This is a genomic window from Actinotalea endophytica (assembly GCF_025717005.1).
Taxonomy (GTDB): domain Bacteria; phylum Actinomycetota; class Actinomycetes; order Actinomycetales; family Cellulomonadaceae; genus Actinotalea.
In genome coordinates, this window is the sequence record NZ_JAOVZU010000016.1 from 18,844 (window position 1) to 38,617 (window position 19,774).

The 19,774-nt window shown below is 73.9% G+C and carries 20 protein-coding genes; 15 read left to right on the plus strand and 5 right to left on the minus strand.

Going from position 1 to position 19,774, the window contains the following annotated elements:
• Positions 1-126: 126 nt before the first annotated feature.
• The 3 genes from OEB99_RS19480 to OEB99_RS19490 are packed head-to-tail and all read left to right on the plus strand — an operon-like array spanning position 127 to position 3,912.
• The gene (locus OEB99_RS19480; protein ID WP_263578973.1) at positions 127-1,200 is read left to right on the plus strand and encodes an ABC transporter permease; all 1,074 of its coding nucleotides are present in this window, start codon (positions 127-129) and stop codon (positions 1,198-1,200) included.
• 1 nt (position 1,201) lies between these two features.
• On the plus strand, positions 1,202-2,218 hold the full coding sequence (locus OEB99_RS19485) for an ABC transporter permease (protein WP_263578974.1): 1,017 nt from the start codon (positions 1,202-1,204) through the stop codon (positions 2,216-2,218).
• Entirely contained in the window at positions 2,215-3,912 is a 1,698-nt protein-coding gene (locus OEB99_RS19490; RefSeq protein WP_263578975.1) for a dipeptide ABC transporter ATP-binding protein, read from the plus strand. Before OEB99_RS19485 ends, OEB99_RS19490 begins: the two co-directional genes overlap by 4 nt.
• 82 nt (positions 3,913-3,994) lie before the next feature.
• On the opposite strand, the gene OEB99_RS19495 is transcribed toward OEB99_RS19490, so the two are convergent.
• Positions 3,995-5,011 carry a hypothetical protein gene (locus OEB99_RS19495; protein WP_263578976.1) on the minus strand — a complete coding sequence of 339 codons (1,017 nt, stop codon included), beginning with the start codon at positions 5,009-5,011 and terminating at the stop codon, positions 3,995-3,997.
• Between the two features lie 235 nt (positions 5,012-5,246).
• Between OEB99_RS19495 and OEB99_RS19500 the strand changes: the two genes are divergently transcribed.
• The 12 genes from OEB99_RS19500 to OEB99_RS19555 all read left to right on the plus strand — a co-directional run bounded on the left by OEB99_RS19500 (position 5,247) and on the right by OEB99_RS19555 (position 15,681).
• Entirely contained in the window at positions 5,247-5,465 is a 219-nt protein-coding gene (locus tag OEB99_RS19500; RefSeq protein WP_263578977.1) for a chemotaxis protein CheW, read from the plus strand.
• A 198-nt stretch (positions 5,466-5,663) separates the two neighbouring features.
• On the plus strand, positions 5,664-5,999 hold the full coding sequence (locus tag OEB99_RS19505; RefSeq protein WP_263578978.1) for a hypothetical protein: 336 nt from the start codon (positions 5,664-5,666) through the stop codon (positions 5,997-5,999).
• Between the two features lie 67 nt (positions 6,000-6,066).
• Positions 6,067-6,564 (plus strand): hypothetical protein, encoded by a 498-nt coding sequence (locus OEB99_RS19510; RefSeq protein ID WP_263578979.1) that lies wholly within the window; start codon positions 6,067-6,069, stop codon positions 6,562-6,564.
• Between the two features lie 45 nt (positions 6,565-6,609).
• On the plus strand, positions 6,610-7,479 hold the full coding sequence (locus tag OEB99_RS19515) for a J domain-containing protein (protein WP_263578980.1): 870 nt from the start codon (positions 6,610-6,612) through the stop codon (positions 7,477-7,479).
• Positions 7,480-7,522: 43 nt separating this feature from the next.
• Complete coding sequence (locus tag OEB99_RS19520) at positions 7,523-8,662, plus strand: iron-containing alcohol dehydrogenase (protein ID WP_263578981.1); 1,140 nt, start codon at positions 7,523-7,525, stop codon at positions 8,660-8,662.
• Between the two features lie 36 nt (positions 8,663-8,698).
• The gene (locus OEB99_RS19525; protein ID WP_263579001.1) at positions 8,699-9,754 is read left to right on the plus strand and encodes an LLM class flavin-dependent oxidoreductase; all 1,056 of its coding nucleotides are present in this window, start codon (positions 8,699-8,701) and stop codon (positions 9,752-9,754) included.
• Positions 9,755-9,854: 100 nt separating this feature from the next.
• A complete protein-coding gene (locus tag OEB99_RS19530; protein WP_263578982.1) occupies positions 9,855-11,501 on the plus strand; it encodes an FAD-binding protein in 1,647 nt (548 codons plus the stop codon).
• Positions 11,502-11,660: 159 nt separating this feature from the next.
• The gene (locus OEB99_RS19535) at positions 11,661-11,894 is read left to right on the plus strand and encodes a ribbon-helix-helix domain-containing protein (protein WP_318011444.1); all 234 of its coding nucleotides are present in this window, start codon (positions 11,661-11,663) and stop codon (positions 11,892-11,894) included.
• A gap of 3 nt (positions 11,895-11,897) precedes the next feature.
• Positions 11,898-12,212 (plus strand): type II toxin-antitoxin system PemK/MazF family toxin, encoded by a 315-nt coding sequence (locus OEB99_RS19540; RefSeq protein ID WP_263578983.1) that lies wholly within the window; start codon positions 11,898-11,900, stop codon positions 12,210-12,212.
• Between the two features lie 339 nt (positions 12,213-12,551).
• Positions 12,552-14,810: an FAD-dependent oxidoreductase gene (locus OEB99_RS19545; RefSeq protein WP_263578984.1), complete on the plus strand. Its 2,259-nt coding sequence runs from the start codon at positions 12,552-12,554 to the stop codon at positions 14,808-14,810.
• A gap of 4 nt (positions 14,811-14,814) precedes the next feature.
• Positions 14,815-15,213 carry a succinate dehydrogenase/fumarate reductase transmembrane subunit gene (locus OEB99_RS19550; RefSeq protein WP_263578985.1) on the plus strand — a complete coding sequence of 133 codons (399 nt, stop codon included), beginning with the start codon at positions 14,815-14,817 and terminating at the stop codon, positions 15,211-15,213.
• Between the two features lie 3 nt (positions 15,214-15,216).
• Positions 15,217-15,681, plus strand: a complete 465-nt coding sequence (locus OEB99_RS19555) for a succinate dehydrogenase/fumarate reductase transmembrane subunit (RefSeq protein ID WP_263578986.1) — start codon at positions 15,217-15,219, stop codon at positions 15,679-15,681.
• A gap of 99 nt (positions 15,682-15,780) precedes the next feature.
• Here the strand turns inward: OEB99_RS19555 and OEB99_RS19560 are convergent, their stop codons facing one another.
• From OEB99_RS19560 to OEB99_RS19575, 4 genes are read right to left on the minus strand one after another with little or no spacing between them, the layout of a single operon-like run.
• A complete protein-coding gene (locus tag OEB99_RS19560) occupies positions 15,781-16,461 on the minus strand; it encodes a response regulator (RefSeq protein WP_263578987.1) in 681 nt (226 codons plus the stop codon).
• A complete protein-coding gene (locus OEB99_RS19565; protein WP_263578988.1) occupies positions 16,458-17,702 on the minus strand; it encodes a sensor histidine kinase in 1,245 nt (414 codons plus the stop codon). The genes OEB99_RS19560 and OEB99_RS19565 overlap by 4 nt, the downstream gene beginning before the upstream one ends.
• A gap of 21 nt (positions 17,703-17,723) precedes the next feature.
• The gene (locus OEB99_RS19570; protein ID WP_263578989.1) at positions 17,724-18,599 is read right to left on the minus strand and encodes an ABC transporter permease; all 876 of its coding nucleotides are present in this window, start codon (positions 18,597-18,599) and stop codon (positions 17,724-17,726) included.
• Positions 18,596-19,552 carry an ABC transporter ATP-binding protein gene (locus OEB99_RS19575; RefSeq protein WP_263578990.1) on the minus strand — a complete coding sequence of 319 codons (957 nt, stop codon included), beginning with the start codon at positions 19,550-19,552 and terminating at the stop codon, positions 18,596-18,598. The genes OEB99_RS19570 and OEB99_RS19575 overlap by 4 nt, the downstream gene beginning before the upstream one ends.
• Positions 19,553-19,774 lie beyond the last annotated feature (222 nt).

Here is a 19,774-nt window from a genome sequence, read left to right on the forward strand (position 1 = left end):
GCGCCCGGCGCCCGGGGCGCGGCGCCCCCGCCGCGGGGGCGGGCCCCCCCCCCCCCCCCGGCCCCCCCCCCCCCACGTCCGGCCCGCATCGTCCCCCAGGCCCCCGAGGCCAGTCAGGATCCACCCATGAGCACGACCCTCGAGCAGGAGACCCCCGAGACCAGCACCAAGGAGTCCGGAGGGTCGCTCGGCCGCTACATCGTCGTGCGAGCCCTGCTCATCATCCCGACGGTGTTCATCCTGGTCACCACCGTGTTCCTGCTGATGCGGACCACGGGTGACCCGATCACGGCGTCCCAGGGTGGCCGGCTGCCACCCGACCAGCTGGCCGAGCGGATCCACGCCGCCGGCTACGACCGCCCGCTGATCACCCAGTACCTGGAGTACCTCGGCGGCATCCTGCGCGGTGACTTCGGCACGACGCTGTCCGACCATCGCCCGGTCACCGAGGTGCTGCTCACCTTCGGCACCGCGACGCTCGAGCTCGCGTTCTACGCGCTGATCGTCGCGTTCGCGATCGGCATCCCGCTCGGCCGGCTCGCCGCGTACCACCGGGACAAGGCGCCCGACGCCGTGCTGCGCGTCTCGGCGATCCTGGCCTACGCGACGCCGGTGTTCTTCGCCGGCCTGATCCTCAAGCTGATCTTCTCGGTCTGGCTCGACGTGCTCCCGGTCGCCGGTCGAGCCTCGACCAGGGCCGAGCTGACCATGCAGAAGGTCGACAACCCGACAGGCATCTACCTCATCGACGCGATCCGCACCGGTGACCCGGCAGTGGTCGGTGACGTGCTCACGCACGCGATCCTGCCGGCGCTCACGCTCGGCCTGCTGACCGCAGGTGTGTTCCTCCGGCTCGTGCGCACCAACGTGATCTCGACGTTCGGCGCCGGCTTCGTCGACGCGGCACGGTCGCGAGGCGTCGCCGAGCGCCGGCTGCTGCGCAAGCACGCCTACCGGCCGGCCCTGATCCCGATCATCACCGTGATCGGCCTGCAGATCGCGCTGCTGCTCGGCGGCGCGGTGCTGACCGAGTCGACGTTCGAGTGGAAGGGGCTGGGCTTCCAGCTCGCGCAGTACCTGCAGGCCCGCGACTTCGTGGCCGTCCAGGGCATCGTCGTGATGCTCGCGGTGATCGTCGCCCTGACCAACTTCATCGTCGACGTCATCGCCGCGCTCATCGACCCGAGGGTGAGGTACTGACATGGCCGCGACCACCCCCACCACCGGCGACGCCGTGCAGCGGCGCTCGCGCTGGAGCCGGCTGCCGATCGTCACCCAGCTGCGCCAGAGCGTCGGCCTGCAGCGCGGCATGCTCATCGGCGGCCTCGTGCTGACCGCGTTCTTCCTGTTCACCGCTGCCTTCGCACCGCTGCTCGCGCCGTACGGCTACGCACAGCTCCGCTCGGACTCCGGGCCGTTCGGCGCGCAGCAGCCGCCGTCCGCCGAGCACTGGCTCGGCACCACCGTCGGCGGGTACGACGTGCTCTCCCGGGTGATCTGGGGCTCGCGCACCGCGCTGCTGGTGATCATCGTCGCGGTGACCGCATCGATCCTCGTCGGTGTGCTGCTCGGCCTGATCTCCGGCTACTTCGGCGGCTGGCTCGACCGGATCATGGTGATGATCGCGGACGCGATCTACGCGTTCCCGTCCCTGCTGCTGGCGATCGTGCTCGCGATCGTGATCAGCGGTGGGCAGTCGAGCATGTGGGGCGGCATCTTCGCGGCGGCCCTGTCGATCACGGTGATCTTCATCCCGCAGTACCTGCGGGTGACCCGGTCCGAGGTGATCCGGATCAAGGCCGAGGCGTTCGTGGAGTCCGCGCGGGTGATCGGCGCCGGGCACGTCCGGATCATGACCCGCCACGTGCTGCGCAACGCGACCCGGACGCTGCCGCTGATCCTCACGCTCAACGCGTCCGAGGCGATCCTCACGCTCGCCGGCCTGGGCTTCCTGGGTTTCGGTATCGAGCCGACGGCCGCGGCCGAGTGGGGCTATGACCTGAACAAGTCGCTCTCGGACGTCACGGCCGGGATCTGGTGGACGTCGATCTTCCCCGGCCTCGCGATCGTGCTGGTGGTGCTCGGCCTGACACTGGTCGGCGAGAGCCTCAACGACCTGGCCGACCCGCGGCTGCGCAAGCGCGCCGCCGGCCCCGAGCCCGTCGAGGACCTCGGCGTGGAGCTGCCCGACGCGCAGCAGGAGGGCGAGCAGCGATGAGCGACGTCGTCGAGATCCGCGACCTCGCGGTCAGCTTCGCGACCGACGCAGGCCAGGTGCAGGCCGTGGACGGCGTGACCCTGTCGGTGCACCCGGGTGAGGTGCTCGCCGTGGTCGGCGAGTCCGGCAGCGGCAAGACGGTCACCGCCAAGACCATCCTCGGCCTGCTCCCGGAGACCGCGAGGATCCGCGGCGCGGTCATGCTGACCAGCAAGGACGGCGCCAGCGAGGGTGACGTCGTGCAGATGTCCGGCCAGCGGCTCCGGCAGGTGCGTGGCCGGGACGTCGCGATGGTGTTCCAGGAGCCCTCGACCGCCCTGAACCCGGTGTACCCGGTCGGCTGGCAGATCATCGAAGGACTGCGCGCGCACGGCAAGTACACCAAGGCCGAGGCTCGGGCCAAGGCGATCGACGTGCTGCGCCGGGTCGGCATCCCCGACCCGGAGGAGCGGATCGACCACTACCCGCACCAGTTCTCCGGCGGGCAGAAGCAGCGCATCGTGATCGCGCAGGCGCTCGTGCTGGACCCCGGCGTGATCGTCGCGGACGAGCCGACCACCGCCCTCGACGTCACCGTGCAGGCCGAGATCCTCGACCTGCTGCGTCGTTGCCGGGACGAGTTCGGCGCCGCGATCGTGCTGATCACGCACAACATGGGCGTGGTCGCGGACCTCGCAGACCGGGTCGCGGTGATGTACCAGGGCAAGCTCGTCGAGCAGGCGCCGGTCCGCGAGCTGTTCGCGAACCCCCGCGAGCCGTACACGCAGCAGCTGCTCGCGGCGGTGCCGCGGATCGGTGAGGGCCTCGCCCGCGCGCACGAGCGGGCCGCGCGCCGCAGCGACGGCTGGGCCGAGCAGACCCCCGTGGTCGAGGCCAAGGGACTGCGGATCAGCTACCCGGGTCGGTTCCGTCAGCCGGACTTCCTGGCCGTCGACGGCGTCGACCTGGCCATCCGGCCGGGCGAGGTGCTCGGCCTGGTCGGCGAGTCGGGCAGCGGCAAGACCACGATCGGCCGCGCGATCGCCGGCCTGACGAAGGTCACCGGCGGGTCGCTCGAGGTGCTCGGCGTGCAGATGCACGGCGTGCACGAGCGCGACTTCCGGCCGGTCCGCAGCAAGATCGGGTTCGTCTTCCAGGACCCGGCGACCAGCTTCAACCCGCTGCTCACGATCGCCGAGTGCGTCGCCGAGCCGCTCGTCGTGCACGGCCGCGCGGCGGACGCCCAGGACGCCCGCACCCGGGTCGACGAGCTCCTCGAGGCCGTGCAGCTGCCGCGCGCGTTCGGGGCGCGGTTCCCGCACGAGCTGTCCGGCGGTCAGCGTCAGCGTGCGAGCCTCGCGCGGGCCCTCGCGCTGGACCCCGAGCTGCTGATCGCCGACGAGCCGACGTCCGCGCTCGACGTGTCCGTGCAGGCCCGGGTGCTCGACCTGTTCGACGAGCTGCACCGCGAGCTGGGCTTCGCCGCGCTGTTCATCAGCCACGACCTGGCCGTCGTGGACATGCTCGCCGACCGGATCGCCGTCCTGTGGCGCGGTCGCCTCGTCGAGGAAGGCACCGGCGACGAGGTCCTCGGCTCACCGAAGCACCCGTACACCCAGCGGCTGCTCGCCTCGCTGCCCGTGCCGGACCCGGTCGAGCAGGCCGAGCGGCGTGCCGAGCTGGAGCGGCTGCGTCAGGCGGACCGGGCGAGCTAGCCGCGCTCGCCGCACCCCGACCCGGCCGCCCTGCGGCAGCTCGCCGCACCCGACCCGGTCGCCCGCGGCAGGTGGACTCGGGCTAGGCGCGGTCGCGGCCGCCCGAGCCCGGGACCGCGGCCACGTCCGCCGCGACGTGCACCGCGGCACCGTAGGGCCCGTGGACGGCCACGTGCCCCGGACCGGCGTCGGCCGCGGCCCGCAGCGCGCGGCGCGCGCGGCGCAGCAGCACGTCCGTGGTGTCCGCGGCGTCGCTCATGGTGCCGACCCCCGCGACCACGCCGTCGGGCAGCCCTTCCGCGGCATCCGCGGCGAGGGTCACCCGTGCCGCATAGACGATGGCGTCGGCCGGCCGGGCACCGGGCAGCACGACGGCCACGCCCTCCGGGAGCAGGGCGACCAGGTCGTCCGAGCGAGAGCGCTCGGCCAGGACGCGCACCGTGGCACGCAGCTGGTCGGGGCCGCCCGCCCCGGCGGGAGCGACCAGTGCGACCGCGAGCTGGTCCCCCGCCGCGATCGCGGCCTCCGCGAGGGTCTCGAGGCGGGGCCGGAGCCGCGCGAGATCCAGTGGGGCACCGTCGCCGTCGGGCGACCCGGCACCGGGGCCGGCGCGCAGCATCCGCACGCCCAGTGCGAGCAGCAGCGCCCCCACGGTCGGACCGACCAGCAGGTCGAGCCGCACGAGGGCGAGGTCCCGCAGCGCGATGCCGCACCCGATCGCGACGACCATCACGACCAGTCCGGTGACGAGTGCCGGTGTGCCGGAGAACGCCGCGAGCAGCAGCACCGGGCCGAGCGCGAGCCACGGCTCGATCCCGACCGGCTCGGACAGCCACACCAGCACGCCGACCAGGCCGAGGCTCGCGACGGCGAGCACCTCGATGCTCGCCCGCGACGCACGGCCGTTGACCACGAGCGTCGCCGCACACGCCAGCAGCGCGACGCCTGCAGCGCGGTGCGCCACGGCGGAAGCGGTGGAGTGGGGCACGAAGACCGGCAGGGCGACCGTCATGACGCCGACCGCGGCGAAGTAGGCGATCGCGACCCGGCGCATGACGGCGAGCCCGCTCGGGCTCGTCGGCCGGACCGGGATCAGCACACCCCGGTATCGGCGCGGGCGAGCAAGGAAGTGAGCAGGTTCGCCCGCTCGGCGGCGCGCCGGTGGTGGCCACGGGGCGGCCGCGGCGAAGGCCGCCCGTGCGTGCGGTCCCGCGGGCTGAGATGGGCCGTTCCACGGCGACGCAGGGTGCTCAACCCGAGCCGATCAAGCACCGATACTTGAAGGGTCGGGCACCCCCGACGCCTTTGGCACGCCCACACCCCAGGAGCGCACCGTGGCCACGATCCAGGCCCCTGTCCACCAGCCCGCAGCCGTCAACCAGGAATGGCACGCACTGAACACCGTGCGTTGGGCCCCGGCACCGCGCTGGGAGGGCTCCGCGGCGAAGAAGACTCGCTTCGCGGCGTACCTCGTCGGCAGCATGCTCGCCTGGATCGCGATCGGCCTCGGCGCCTCTGCCGCGCTCGGCGGCCTGGTGGGCCTCGGCGGCTGAGCCGCCCCCTGGCGCCTCGGCCGGCCCGGGTACCTCGGCTGAGCCGGGGCCGGCACGTCGGCTGACACGTCGCCCCTGGTGTCGGCCGCCCCGCCGCTCCCAGCACCTCGACAGCACCGCTCGGCACTGCCGGTGCGGTGCTGCGTGCTGTCCGCGCGCCTCCGCGGTGGCACGCGGCGGTCCCGGCACGCTGGCTCCATGCGTGAGAGCCACAGCAAGGACCTTCGCGACGTCGACCGCGTACACCTGTCGGTCATCCTCGACGCGCAGAACCAGCGCCACCGCGGAGAGATCATCCTCTACGGCGCGGGTCGGCCCATCCTGTACGGCCCCGTCGGGCCGGCGGTGTGGGACCACGTGTTCGGCGACCCGAACATCTGGCACGAGCGGGACGACCTCATGCGGCTGATCGCGTCGTTCGAGCTCGAGGCGCTGGGTCTCACGCTCACCGGCGACACCTCGACCGAGGACTTCACACCGTCCGCGGGGGGCGGTCCGATGCTCTACCGCGGCACCGTCGAGCGGCTCTGGTAGCCACCGCCGGGTTCGCCCCGCACGCTCCTCGCGCAAGAACGACCCCCGGTCGCGACACAGACCAGGTGTGATCACGACACGTGCGCAGACGCTGGTCGGCGCGCTCGCCGTGGTGGGCACGATCACCGTCGCCGCGTGCGCCGGTGCGGGCCTGGGACGCGGCGCGAGCGACGCGGGAGCGGTCGACGCCTACCTGTGCGTGGGCAGATCCGTCCCGGTCGCGGCGCTCGCCGACCCCACGACCGCCGAGGCCCTCGGTGCGGACCGACGTGCCGCGCTCGACGAGGCCGAGCAGCGGTCCGGCATGGACCTCGGCGACCTCGCGGGGTGGTGGGTGCTGTCCGCCTCGGCGTCGCAGATCGTGCTGCTGCGCCCGCTGCCCGTGCCCGAGGTCCTGGGCTCGGGCGACGTGCTCACGCACGAGGTGGTCGCGGCGGAGCACGTCGGCTCTGCCACGGGTTGGACGGTCACCCAGCGCAGCGGCTGCGCGCTGACGCCGCCCCGAACCGGCACCGCCGCGGTGGGCACGCCCGAACGTACGCCGCCCATGCTGACGACGCCGTAGCCCCCGCAGCGTTCTACGCTCGTCTCACCGCGCGGAGGGGACGGGATGCTGCCGGACACGTCGTACACGCACTACGAGGTGCTCGACGTGCCCCCGGACGCGTCCGCCGAGGAGCTCCGGACCGCGTACCGCCGGGCGCTGCGGCGCGCGCACCCGGACCGCGACGGGCACCCGGTGCTGTTCCGGATGGTGCAGGCCGCCTGGCAGGTGCTGTCCGACCCCGGCTCCCGGGCGCGCTACGACGCCGAGCTCGCGGCGGGCAGGACCAGCGCGGGCAGCGGGGCTCGGGGCGCGAGCGCCCACAGTCCGGCCGGCTCCTCGTGGGGACCAGGCACCCGCCCGGGCCCGTCCGGTGCGGCCGGCTCGCAGCCGGGCGACGCCGGTGCACCCCGCCACGCCGGCCCACCGCCGCGCACCGAGCGGCGGGAGGCACCGGCGCCGCACGTGTGGCTGGCCGACCACCCGCACGCCCGCTCCGGGCTGCCGTTCGGCCGGGTGGCCGACGCGCCCGACCCCGCGCGGCTCCGACCGGGTGCGTGGGTGGTCACCGGGCACGGCACGTCGCGGTCGGTCGGCTACGTGCGGCGCACCGACGGCGTGCACGTCGAGCTCGACCTGCCACCTGCGCCGCTGGACGGCACCACGCTGCTCGCGGCCCCGTTCGACGGCCCCGAGTCGATCCCGCTGCTGCACGGCCACGTCGCGTCCGACGGACGCCTGGCCACCGTGCCGCTCGAAGGGATCACCACGGTCCAGACGCCCGACCCCGGTCAGCGTGCCGTGGTCGCGACCCAGGCCTCGTGGATCCCCGGCACCGTCAGCGACGTGCTCGACATGCCCAGTGGCACGCTGGTCTGGGCGGTGCGGCTGTGGACCTGGGACCTGGGCCGGCCCGGGCGACACCGCGCAGACTGACCATCGGTGGGCGACCCGCCCGCCCCGCACCAGGAGGCAAGCCGTGTTCACGTTCAGCACCGCGAGCAGGATCGTCGTCGGTGCGGGCACCGCGCAGCAGGTGCCCGGGCTGGTCGAGCGCCTCGGCGAGCGGGTGCTCGTCGTCCACGGGCATCACTCGGACCCCGGCACGGGCCCACTGGCCGAGCTCGCGTCTCCCACGTTGGTGCCGTGGACCGGCGAGCCGACCGTCGAGGGCCTGCAGCACGCGGTCGAGTCAGCGCGGGCGGCCCGCCCCGACGTCGTGGTGGCCTGGGGCGGGGGCTCGGTGATCGACCTGGCCAAGTCGATCGCGGTGCTCCTGGCGAGCGGCCACGACGTGCTGGACCACCTCGAGGTGATCGGCGCCGGGGTGCCGCTGCCCACCACATCGGTGCCGGTGGTCGCGGTGCCGACCACGGCCGGTACCGGCGCGGAGGTCACCGCGAACGCCCCGATCCTGTCGCCCGAGCACGGCGTCAAGGCCAGCCTGCGCTCGCCCGCGATGCTTCCGGCGCTCGCCCTGGTGGACCCCGAGCTGACCCTGACCTGCCCGCCGGGGGTCACCGCGTCGGCCGGCCTGGACGCCCTGACCCAGTGCCTCGAGCCGCTCACGTCGATCAAGGCGAACCCGATCACCGACGCTCTCGCCCGGGAGGGCCTGGGCCGCGCGTCGCGCGGGCTGCGGCACGCGTTCGCCGACGGCGGCGACCTGGCGGCGCGCACCGACATGAGCCTGGCCGCGCTGCTGTCCGGGATGGCGCTCGCGAACAGCAAGCTCGGCGCCGTGCACGGTCTGGCGGCTCCGCTCGGTGGCGCGACCGGCGCGGCGCACGGCGCGCTGTGCGCGGCGGTCCTGGCCACCACCACCGAGGTCAACGTGCGCGCCCTGGAGGAGCGCGAGCCGGACTCCCCCGCGCTCGCCCGGTACCTCGAGGCCGCGCGGATCATGACGGGGCAGCGGTCGGCGAGCGTGGCCGACGGCGTTGCCTGGATCCGGGAGACCGTCGAGCTGCTCGGCGTCCCCGGGCTGGCGAGCCTCGGGCTGGACCCCGACGAGCACGAGCGCACCGCGGACGCTGCGCTCGCCGCGAGCAGCATGGCGGGCAACCCGATCCGGCTGACCCGGGACGAGGTGCTGGAGATCCTGGAACGCTCGTCCTGAGACAGGCCTGCCGCTGGCCCGAGGTCGAGTGGTTGGATTTGTGACGTGATCTCGCCCACGTTCGGCCTCGGCACGTTCGGTGATGTCTCGACCGATCCGAGCGGTGCACCGGTCCCCATGCACCGCGTGCTGCGCGCGGTCGTCGAGCAGGGCACGCTCGCCGACCGGGTCGGCGTCGACCACTTCGTCCTCGGCGAGCACCACCGCGACGACTACGCGATCTCCTCGCCGGACGTGGTGCTCGCGGCCGTCGCCGCGCGCACCGAGCGGATCACCCTGGCCTCCGGCGTCACGGTGCTGTCCACCGACGACCCGGTGCGGGTCTACGAACGGTTCGCGACGCTCGACGCGCTGAGCGCGGGCCGCGCCGAGATCCAGGTCGGGCGGGGCTCGTTCACCGAGAGCTTCGACCTGTTCGGCTACGACCTCGCCGACTACGTGGTGCTGTTCGAGGACAAGCTCGGGCTGCTGGCCGAGCTCCGCACCGAGCGGGGCGTGACCTGGAGCGGTCGGACCCGCCCGGCGCTGCACGGCGAGCAGGCCTACCCGCCCACCGAGCGCGGGTCGTTGCCGGTGTGGGTCGGCGTGGGCGGCAGCGGCGAGTCGGTGGTCCGCACCGCGCGCTACGGGCTGCCGATGATGCTCGCGATCATCGGCGGGCCGCCGCAGCGCTTCAGCTCGTTCGTCGAGCTCTTCCACACCTCGGTGGCCGAGCTCGGCACCGCACCGAACGGCCGGCTGCCGGTCGGGGTGCACTCCCCGGGATTCGTCGCCGAGTCCGACGCGATGGCGCGCGACCTGCTCTTCCCGCACTTCAAGGCGAACCGGGACCGGATCGGCAAGGAACGCGGCTGGGGCGAGATGACCCGCGAGCAGTTCGAGACCGAGGCGGACACCGGCTCGCTGTACGTGGGGTCCCCCGAGACCGTCGCACAGCGGATCGCCGAGACCGTCCGGACCCTGGGGATCGACCGGTTCGACCTCAAGTACGCCAACGGCCCGCAGCCCCACGCCGAGCTGATGGGCGCGATCGAGCTCTACGGCACCGAGGTGGTACCGCGAGTGCGGGAGCTGCTGGGCACGGAGGGCTAGCCAGGCCTGCGACCATCGCCCGTTGCGCACCTGCTGCGCGCAGGGCAGGCTTACCTCAGAGAAACGGACTCGGGTGTCCGTTTTACTCGAGGAGGCCCCCATGACCACGTTCGACCACACCTACGACGTCGTCGTCATCGGCTCCGGCGGCGGCGCGTTCGCCGCCGCACTCGGTGCCGCCGACTCCGGGCTCAGCGTCCTGATGCTCGAGTCCACCGACAAGTGGGGCGGCAACACCGCCATGTCCGGCGGCGGCCTGTGGCTGCCCAACAACCCGCTCATGCGCCGCGACCGCGCCGGGGACTCGCGCGACGAGGCGCTCACCTACATGGAGGAGACGATCGGTGACGTCGGCCGGGCGACGTCACCCGAGCGCAAGGAGGCGTTCGTCGACGGCATCGACGACCTGATCCTGACCGCCGAGAAGTACGGCATGCAGTTCTCCCGCGCCACCGACTACCCCGACTACTACCCCGAGCTGCCCGGCGGGAAGATCGGCCGCGCGATCGAGCACGTCCCGTTCGACAGCAAGCGGATCGGCGAGTGGTGGACGACCTGCCGCGCGCTGATGCCGCTGCCTGCGAAGACCGACGACGTGTGGCTGCTGGAGCGCGCGTGGTCGACGGCGGGCGGGTTCGCGCGCGGCGCGCAGTTCGCCGGCCGGGTCGTCGGTGGACTGGTGCGCGGCAAGCGGCTGGTCGGTATCGGCGGGGCGCTGGCAGGGTCGTTCCTGGACGTCGTGGTGCAGCAGCTCGGCGTGCCGTTGTGGCTCAGCTCGCCGGCCGAGGAGCTGATCGTCGAGGACGGCCGCGTGGTCGGAGTCCGCGCCCAGCACGAGGGTCGGCCCGTGACGATCGGCGCGACCCGCGGCGTCGTCCTGGCCGGCGGCGGCTTCGACCACAACAAGGACTGGCGGCAGAAGTACCACCACATCGACGGCGCACCGTCCGGCAGCCCCGGCAGCCTCGGCGGCCCGATCGCCATGGCGCAGGAGGTCGGCGCGGCGCTCGAGCTGATGGACGACGCGTGGTGGGGCGCGTCGACGATGGCCCTGCCCGGTGCCGACCCCGGCTTCCTGGTCGGCGAGCGTTCGCTGCCCTACTCGATCATGATCGACGCGAAGGGCGACCGGTTCGCCAACGAGTCCGAGTCCTACGTCGATCTCGGGCATCACATGCTCGCGCACGACAAGGACGGCACGTACTGGCTGGTCGCCGACGTCCGCCACGCGCGCCGCTACCTGCGTAGCTGGGCGATGGACCCGCGCGCGTCCAAGGCGATGGCCGAGCGGGGCATCATCCGCAAGGCCGGCACGCTGGCCGAGCTCGCCCGGGCGATCGACGTCGAGCCCACCCGGCTGCAGGCCACCGTCGACCGGTTCAACGGCTTCGCGCGGACCGGCGTGGACGGCGACTTCGGCCGCGGCAACTCCGCGTACGACCGGTACTACGGCGACCCGACCGTGCACCCGAACCCGAACCTCGGCCCGCTCGAGAAGGGCCCGTTCAGCGCGGTGCGCGTGGTGATCGGCGACCTGGGCACCAAGGGCGGCGTTCTCACCGACGCGGACGGCTGCGCGCTGCGCGAGGACGGCTCGGTGATCGAGGGCCTCTACGCGACGGGGAACAGCTCGGCGTCGGTCATGGGCCACACCTACCCGGGTCCCGGCTCGACCATCGGCCCGGCGACGGTGTTCGGCATGCGGGCGGCGCGGCACATCGCGCGGGAGGCGAAGGCTGCGGTCTGACGGGGTGGCGGTACGGCCCGGCGCGCCGTGCGCTCCGGGCCGGATTGCGGCATGGCACCCGAACGCGTCCACGGGTCCGGGTGACCTTGGCTCCCGGCTGGAGCGGTTCGCATCCACGCATGCATCCCAGAATGGGATGCATGTCGGTATGATGTCGACATGAGCACGCAGATCGCGGTCCGGCTTCCCGACGAGATGGTGGCCTTCCTCGACCGCGAGGTCGCCGAAGGCAGGGCGCCGAGCCGCGCCGCGCTCGTCGCATCGGCGGTGGAACGCGAGATGCGCCGGCTCCTGGCGGAGCACGACTCCCAGACGCTCCGGCGTCAGGGGCCGGCCGACGACCTGGACGACCTCGTCCGGTGGACGACGACCCACGTCGAGCTCGGAGACTGAGCGGTGCGGGAGATCTGCCTGGTCCACCTGGACAAGACGCGACCAGCCCTGGTCCTGACCCGGCAAGCATCCCGGAGCGCGATGACCAAGGTCACGGTCGCGCCCGTCACCAGCACGGTCAAAGGACTGACCAGCGAGGTCCGGGTCGGCCCGGACAACGGCCTGGATCACGAGTGCGCGATCGCGCTCGACAACGTCGTCACCGTCCCGACCGCGCTGCTCGGCCGAACCGTCGGCTACCTCAGCGCCGCCCAGGAGCTCGAGCTGGCCCGAGCCGTCGTCCTGGCCTACGACCTGGAGCTGCCGCTCCTCGACTGACGCCCGCGCGCCGCCCGGCAGCGGCACGAGCAGACGATCTCCGACCTCGGGCCGCGGACTCGAGGCAGGGTCTCCTGCCCGAGGCAGGGTCTCCTGCCCGAGGCAGGGGTTTCGGCGCGAGACAGAGGCCAAGACACCCCTACCTCGGCCTAGAACCCCTCGCTCGACGCCCGAGCGGTGACAACCACGCCCGGGGGCACGCCGCTTGCGCACTTCGGCAGGCCCGGGCGTCGCGGCGCCGGCGAGCGCTCCTCCTGACCAAGGACAATCGGCCCTCGCCGCACCCGGCGCCGGGAATAGCCTGGAAGCGCTGCGCACCTCGTCGGGGAGGTGGGGACCATGTCGGCAGCGCCCCTCTCGGATCGTCCGCACGTCGTGGTGATCGGGGGTGGGGGCACCGGCGGCGCGGTCGCGCACGACCTGGCCCTGCGGGGCATGCGGGTCACCGTGCTGGAGCGTGGCGAGATCACCTCCGGCACGACGGGACGCCACCACGGGCTGCTGCACAGCGGCGGTCGCTACGCGGTCTCCGACACCGAGTCGGCCGTGGAGTGCATCGAGGAGAACCGGATCCTGCGCCGGATCGCGCCCGGGTCGTTCGAGGAGAACGACGGCCTGTTCGCGGCGATCACCGACGAGGACATGGACTACCTGCCGCTGTTCGTCGACGGCTGCCGCGCGTGCGGCATCCCGGCTGAGGTGCTCACCGGCGACGAGGCGCGCCGCCGCGAGCCCGGCCTGAGCGACGCCGTGCGGGCGGCCGTCCAGGTGCCCGACGGGACGATGGACGCGATGCGGCTGCCGCTGCGGTTCTTCGCGACCGCGCAGGCGAACGGCGCGACGATCCGGCCGTGGACCGAGGTGGTCGGCCTGACCCGCACCGACGGCACGGTCACCGGCGTGCTGCTGCGCGACGACCTGACCGGCGAGGAGGACGAGCTCGCCGCGGACCTCGTGGTCAACGCGGCCGGGCCGTGGGCCCAGCACGTGGCGGCGTTCGCCGGCGTCGAGGTGCCGTTGCGGTGCTCGCCCGGCGTGCTGGTCGCGGTGCGGGGCCGGCTGTGCGACATGGTGGTCAACCGCCTGCACAAGTCCGGTGACGGCGACATCGTGCTGCCGCAGCGTGGGCTGTCCGTGATCGGCACGAGCTCGTGGGTGGTCGAGGACCCGGACGACCTGCACCTTCCGGTCGACCACGTGCACACCATGCTCCGGGAGGGCACCCGGCTGGTGCCCGCCGTTGCGGACGTCGAGGTGCGGGCCGCGTGGTCGGCGGTCCGGCCGCTGATCGGCGACGCCGGCAGCACGACCGGCCGTGAGCTGTCCCGCACGTTCAAGTGCTTCGACCACGCCGAGCGGGACGGCGTCGAGGGCTTCGTGACGATCTCCGGCGGCAAGGCGACCACGCTGCGTGCGATGGCCGAGGCCACGGCGGACGTGGTGTGCACGCGGCTCGGGATCCTGGCCACCTGCCGGACCCGCGACACCCTCCTGCTGCCGCACACCGCGTACCGGACCGAGATCGACTCGCGCAGCGCCCGGAGCGGCCCCGCTGGCACCTCCCGCACGCCGCAGACCGCCGCGGACCGGACCGGCCGCCGGATGGCGCTCAGCGCGACAGCGACCGCACCGGCCCACCCCCAGCCCGCCGCTGCGGAGGTCGCGAGCGGTGCGGGGCCCGGTGGCGCGTCGACACCGAGCGGTGCAGGGCCCGGTGGCGCGTCGACACCGAGCGGTGCGGGGCCCGGTGGCGCGTCGACACCGAGCGGTGCAGGGCCCGGTGGCGCGTCGACACCGAGCGGTGCAGGCCAGGGCGCCGCAGCCGGGACGACGAGCGCGGCGCACGGCGCCGGCGTCCCGAGCGCCACGGAGCTGGTCCCGCGGATCCTGCGGGTGCAGCGGTGGAAGCCCGGCTGGGACCGCCCGGAGACCGTCGAGTACGACGTCGCGGTGGAACCCGGGACGACGGTGCTCGACGCGCTGCGCTCGGTGCGCTGGCACAGCGACCCGACGCTGATGCTGCGGCACTCGTGCTGCCACTCGTCGTGCGGGACCTGCGGGGTCCGGGTCAACGGCGCCGAGGTGCTCGGCTGCGTCACGCAGCTCGACGACCTGCCGGCCGGCCCGGTGACCGTGGCACCGCTGCTCAACGCACCGCTCGTGGGCGACCTCGTGGTGGACATGGCGCCGCTGAACGACGTGCTCGCGGAGATCGGCCGCCCGCTGATCCGGGTCAGCCGAGCCTCGGCCGCCGACCTGCCGACCCCGCTGCGCCTCGAGGACTGCGTGGAGTGCGGGCTGTGCGTGTCGGCCTGCCCGATCTGCGCGACCGACCCGTCCTACCTGGGGCCGGCCGCGCTCGGCGCCGCGTGGCGGCTGGTCGCCGAACCCCGTGGGGCCGACCCGGGCTCGGTGCTCGACCTGGTCGACTCGCACGAGGGCTGCTGGCGGTGCCACCTGAGCTTCGCGTGCACCGAGGTCTGCCCCACCGGGGCCGACCCGGGCGAGGGGATCATGCACCTGCGTGGTGCGCTGACTCGTCGGCAGCTCGCCGGGCCGGGACGCCGGCGCGAGCGGGCCGCCGCAGGACGGGGGTGACCCGATGACCGTGCGCAACGACCGGACGGCCAACCGAGGCGGCGTCCGCGGCTGGCTGGCCCGACCCGGCGGCGGGCCCGGGACGTGGGCGTTCCTCGCCAACCGGGTCTCCGCACTCGTGCTGGTCGGCTACCTGTTCCTGCACCTGGGGGTGCTGTCCCTGCTGGCTCGCGGCCCGGCCTCCTGGGAGACCTTCCTCTCGCTGGCCGGCCACCCCGCGTTCATCGCGGTCGACCTGGTGCTCTTCGCCGCGGTGCTGTGGCACGCGGCCAACGGCGTCCGGGTCGCGGCCGTGGGAACCGGGCTGGCGGTGACCCGGCAGCGGGTCCTGGCGGCGTGGGCCGTCGTGGCCTGCGTCGTGGTGCTGGTGGCCGCGGGCGTCCTGCTGCTCGGGGAGGTGTGAGCGATGAGCGTCGACCTGCGCGGCTGGAAGGAGATCCGGCGCCACCCCGAGGCACCCGAGGACCTCAAGCACCCGCAGCACGACGGGCGCGGGCCCGCCCACGCGTCCCCGCCGGCCCACCGCTCGACCGGTGGCGGCTGGGGCTGGATCCTGCAGGTGGTCACCGGCGCGGCGCTGCTGGTGCTCGTGGTCGTGCACCTCGTCGCGCAGCACTTCGTGGTCGACGCCCCCGGCGGGCTGCGCGACTACGAGTCGGTGCTCGACTACCTCGGCAACCCGGTGCTGCTGACCGTGGAGATCCTGTTCCTGGTCGCCGTGGTCTGGCACGCGATGCTCGGGCTGCGCTCGATCCTGCTGGACCTCGGGCTCGGCGCGACCGGCCGCCGGCGGGTGACGATCGGGGTGAGCGTGCTCGGTTCGGCGACCCTCGCCTACGGCGTCGGGCTGCTCGTGGTGCTCGTGACGTAGCGGCGCGGGCCGGACGTGTCGCGAGCCCGACCCGCCGACCGGCGAGGCACAGAACGCCGGGAGCCCCGGCCGGACCCGCCGACCGCGAGGCGCGGAACGCTAGCGGCCGACCAGGCCGGTCTCGTAGGCGACGATCACGGCCTGCACGCGGTCCCGCACGCCGAGCTTGGCCAGGACCCGGCCGACGTGCGTCTTGACGGTCGCCTCGGTGACGAAGAGCCGCTCGGCCACCTCGGCGTTGGACAGGCCCTCGGCGACCGCGCGGAGCACCTCGACCTCGCGGGGCGAGAGCTCGGCGAGCCGGGGGTCGCCCGGTGCGGGGCTCGGTCGGCTCTGGTCGGGCAGGTGGGCGGCGAACATCTCGAGCATCCGGCGGGTCACCCGCGGCGACATCACGGCGTCGCCCGCCGCGACCGAGCGGACCGCGGCCACCAGCTCGGTGGGCTCGGCGTCCTTGAGCAGGAAGCCGCTGGCGCCCGCGCGCAGCGCCGCGAAGGCGTACTCGTCGAGGTCGAACGTCGTCAGGACGAGCACGCGGGTCCTCGGGTGCTCGGCGGTGATGTGCCCGGTCGCCTCGATGCCGTTCATGCCCGGCATCCGCACATCCATGATCACGACGTCCGGGTCGAGCGCGCGGACCTGCGCGAGCGCGGAGCTGCCGTCCGCCGCCTCACCGACCACCTCGATGCCGTCGGCGGCGTCGAGCACCATCGCGAACCCGAGGCGCATGAGGGCCTGGTCGTCGACGAGGACCACCCGGACCGCGCCCTCCGGGTTCATCGCCGACCCCCCGCCGGCAGCTCGACGTGCACCCGCCAGCCGCGCCCGGACGCGCCCGCCTCGACGGTCCCGCCGAGGACCTCGACCCGCTCGCGCATCCCGATCAGGCCCAGGCCGGCCCCACCGGCGTCGCCGACCGGGAGCACCGCGCCCTGGTCCACGATCTCGATCTCCCAACGGTCGGGGTACGGGCGCACGGCGAGGTCGACCCGCTCGGTGCCCGGAGCGTGCCGCAGCACGTTGGTCAGAGCCTCCTGCACCACGCGGTAGACCGCCAGCCTCAGGCCGGTGTCGTCCGGCATCGGCTCACGGACACCTTCGGCGCGGACGGGCAGCCCGGCAGCGCGGAACCGTTCGACGAGCGTGTCGAGGTCCTGGCCCTCCCCCGTCGGCTCGAGCGGCGCGTCGCCGTCGGAGAGCGCCCCGAGCACGCGGCGCATGTCCCCGAGGGCCGCACGGCCGGTGGCCGACAGCTCCCCCAGGGCTGCGCGGGACCGGTCCGGCGCTCGGTCGAGGGCTGCGGTCGCGCCGTCGGCCAGGGTGATCATCACCGACAGGCTGTGCGCGACCACGTCGTGCATCTCGCGCGCGATCCGGCTGCGCTCCTCAGCACGCGCGAGCTGCGCCTGGCGGTCCCGGTCCCGCGCGATCGCGTTGGCCCGCTCGAGCAGGTCCGCGAGGTGCTCGCGCCGGTTGCGCACGCCGATGCCGATCGCGATCGCGGCGAGCGTGACGATGACCAGCCCGGTGATGCTGCTCACGCGGTCGTCGGTGACGACCGACGAGCCGACCTCGATCGTGGCGGTCGGGTCGAGGCTCGGCTCCTCCCACAGCGCCACGGCGAGCGCGGTGAGGACCAGGATCGCCCCCGCGGCGATCCAGGTGGTGCGCTGCGGACGCGCGACCGCGACCGCGTAGAGCGCGAACCCGATCCCGAGCTCGAGCCCGGCGAGCCCCCCGGTCCACGCGAGCGCGACGACGGCCAGGCCGGCCAGCACCCCGGCGACCAGCAGCGGCCGGTCCCGCCGCAGCAGGAGGGCGGCCGACCCCACGACGGCGATCAGCGCCGTGGCCCCCGGGTTCCCGGCCTGCGCCGGGTCGATCTCCGAGGCCAGGACGGCGATCGCGAACAGCGCCACGACGACGGCGTCCATGGCCCGCGGGCGGCGGACGAAGAACCGGCGGACCGGGCCCAGCCGACGCGAGTTCAGCTCGGTGAAGGGCCCGGTCTGCGGTGTCACGACGCCACTCTCCCATCCGGCCTAGGCGTCCCGTCGGCGCAGCAGCCACGCGCCGAGGACCAGGAGCCCGGCGACCCAGGCGAGCAGCACGCCGTAGCCCTGCCACGGGGTGAGGTGCGCACCGCTGGTGGCGGCGTCGACGGCCGTGAGGGTCTCCTGGTCGAACAGCAGCCGGCGGCCCGCGGTCGAGGGCAGGAACGGGCTGATCAGCTCGATCACCCGCAGCGGGATGAGCATCAGGACGTTCTCGACCACCAGCAGGAGCGCGATCACGGCGGTCAAGGCACCCGCGCTGTGGCGCACCAGGACGCCGACCCCGAAGGCGAGCAGGGAGATCGCGACCAGGTACAGCGGCACGCCCAGGGTGAGCCGCAGGGTCTCGGGGTCCCCGAGGTCGAGCCGCGCGCCGAGCGCGTCGTGGAACGGCATCGTCGCGAGGTAGGACAGCGCCAGCGAGACGAGCGACGTGAGCGCGACGACGCCGGCCAGCACGAGCGCCTTCGCACCCAGCACCGGCACGCGCCGCGGCACGGCGGCGAACGTCGAGCGGATCATCCCGGTGGAGTACTCGCCGGTGATGGTGAGGACGCCGAGCACGGCGACCGAGAGCTGGCCGAGCTGGTAGCCCGCGCCGAGGAACTGCGCGAGGTTCATCGGGCCGGTACCGGCGTCGACCGCGTCGATCGTGGTGCCCCAGGCGGCGAGCACGCTGACGCCGACCATCGCCACGACGGTGGCGACGAGCGTCCAGGTCGTCGAGCGCAACGAGGTGAACTTGGCCCACTCGGCGACGACGACGCGCGCGAACGTCACGCCGTCGCCGGAGCGCGTCCGGTTCGTGCGGGACGTGCGGGCCTCGGGCAGAGCGGGGAGGGCGGTCCGGGTCGTGGTGGTCATCGCAGTGCACCTTCGGTCGTCGGCGCGAACGCACCGGTGGTCTGGTCGAGGGCCGAGGACTGGTACTCCAGCTCCTCGGCGGTCAGCTGGAGGTAGGCGTCCTCGAGGGAACCGCCCACCTCGGTGAGCTCGTGCAGGGGAAGTCCGGCGTCGGCCGCGGCGTCCCCGACCTGCGAGCGCGATCGGCCGGTGACCTCGAGCAGCCCGGGCTCGGTCGTCACGACGCCGGCGCCCGCGCGGCGCAGCAGGTCCTCGAGCTCGGTGGCCCGAGGACTGCGCACCCGGACGACCTTTCCGGTCGCTCCCGCGACGACGTCGGCGACCGGTGCGTCGGCCAGCACCTTGCCGCGGCCGACGACGATGAGGTGGTCCGCCGTGAGAGCCATCTCGCTCATCAGGTGGGAGGACAGGAACACCGTGCGGCCCTGGGAGGCGAGGTGCCGGGCGAGCGTCCGCACCCACAGCACGCCCTCGGGGTCCAGGCCGTTGACCGGCTCGTCGAGGATCAGGACCTGCGGGTCGCCCAGCAACGCCGCGGCGATCCCGAGCCGCTGGCCCATCCCGAGGGAGAAGCCGCCGACCCGCTTGTCGGCGACCGGCGCCAGCCCGGTCATGTCGATCACCTCGTCGACCCGGGATCGACCGATCCCGTGGGTCGCGGCCATGGCGCGCAGGTGGTTGCGGGCGCTCCGGCCGGTGTGCACGGCCTTGGCGTCCAGCAGGGCCCCGACCTCGTGGAGCGGGGCGTGGTGCTCGGCGTAGCGGCGGCCGTTGACCGTCGCGGTCCCGGCGCTCGGGTGGTCCAGGCCGACGATCATCCGCATCGTCGTGGACTTCCCGGCGCCGTTCGGCCCGAGGAAGCCGGTGACCCGGCCCGGGTGGACGGTGAAGGACATGCCGTCCACGGCTGTCTTGGGGCCGTACCGCTTGGTCAGGCCCTGAACCTCGATCATGGTCGTCTCCTCGTCATCGGATGAGACGAACCTAGGAATCGGGCACCCCGGCGACGACCGTCCCAGGATCGATCCTGCGCCCCCCGTCCGGTACGACTCAGGTATGACCGCCTCGGCCGCACGGGGGAGAACGGATCCCGTGCGGGAGGGCGCGCCCGCTCGCGGCGGGGCGTCGCAGCGGCCCGGCCCGGGTGCGCCGGATGGCTGACAGTGCTTCATACC

Bases quoted from the DNA above. Each gene is read 5' to 3' on its own strand.
- OEB99_RS19480 (WP_263578973.1), top strand. From the start codon at position 127: ATGAGCACGACCCTCGAGCAGGAGACCCCCGAGACCAGCACCAAGGAG.
- OEB99_RS19485 (WP_263578974.1), top strand. From the start codon at position 1,202: ATGGCCGCGACCACCCCCACCACCGGCGACGCCGTGCAGCGGCGCTCG.
- OEB99_RS19490 (WP_263578975.1), top strand. From the start codon at position 2,215: ATGAGCGACGTCGTCGAGATCCGCGACCTCGCGGTCAGCTTCGCGACC.
- OEB99_RS19505 (WP_263578978.1), top strand. From the start codon at position 5,664: ATGCGTGAGAGCCACAGCAAGGACCTTCGCGACGTCGACCGCGTACAC.
- OEB99_RS19515 (WP_263578980.1), top strand. From the start codon at position 6,610: ATGCTGCCGGACACGTCGTACACGCACTACGAGGTGCTCGACGTGCCC.
- OEB99_RS19530 (WP_263578982.1), top strand. From the start codon at position 9,855: ATGACCACGTTCGACCACACCTACGACGTCGTCGTCATCGGCTCCGGC.
- OEB99_RS19535 (WP_318011444.1), top strand. From the start codon at position 11,661: ATGAGCACGCAGATCGCGGTCCGGCTTCCCGACGAGATGGTGGCCTTC.
- OEB99_RS19545 (WP_263578984.1), top strand. From the start codon at position 12,552: ATGTCGGCAGCGCCCCTCTCGGATCGTCCGCACGTCGTGGTGATCGGG.
- OEB99_RS19550 (WP_263578985.1), top strand. From the start codon at position 14,815: ATGACCGTGCGCAACGACCGGACGGCCAACCGAGGCGGCGTCCGCGGC.
- OEB99_RS19555 (WP_263578986.1), top strand. From the start codon at position 15,217: ATGAGCGTCGACCTGCGCGGCTGGAAGGAGATCCGGCGCCACCCCGAG.
- OEB99_RS19560 (WP_263578987.1), bottom strand. From the start codon at position 16,461: ATGAACCCGGAGGGCGCGGTCCGGGTGGTCCTCGTCGACGACCAGGCC.
- OEB99_RS19570 (WP_263578989.1), bottom strand. From the start codon at position 18,599: ATGACCACCACGACCCGGACCGCCCTCCCCGCTCTGCCCGAGGCCCGC.
- OEB99_RS19575 (WP_263578990.1), bottom strand. From the start codon at position 19,552: ATGATCGAGGTTCAGGGCCTGACCAAGCGGTACGGCCCCAAGACAGCC.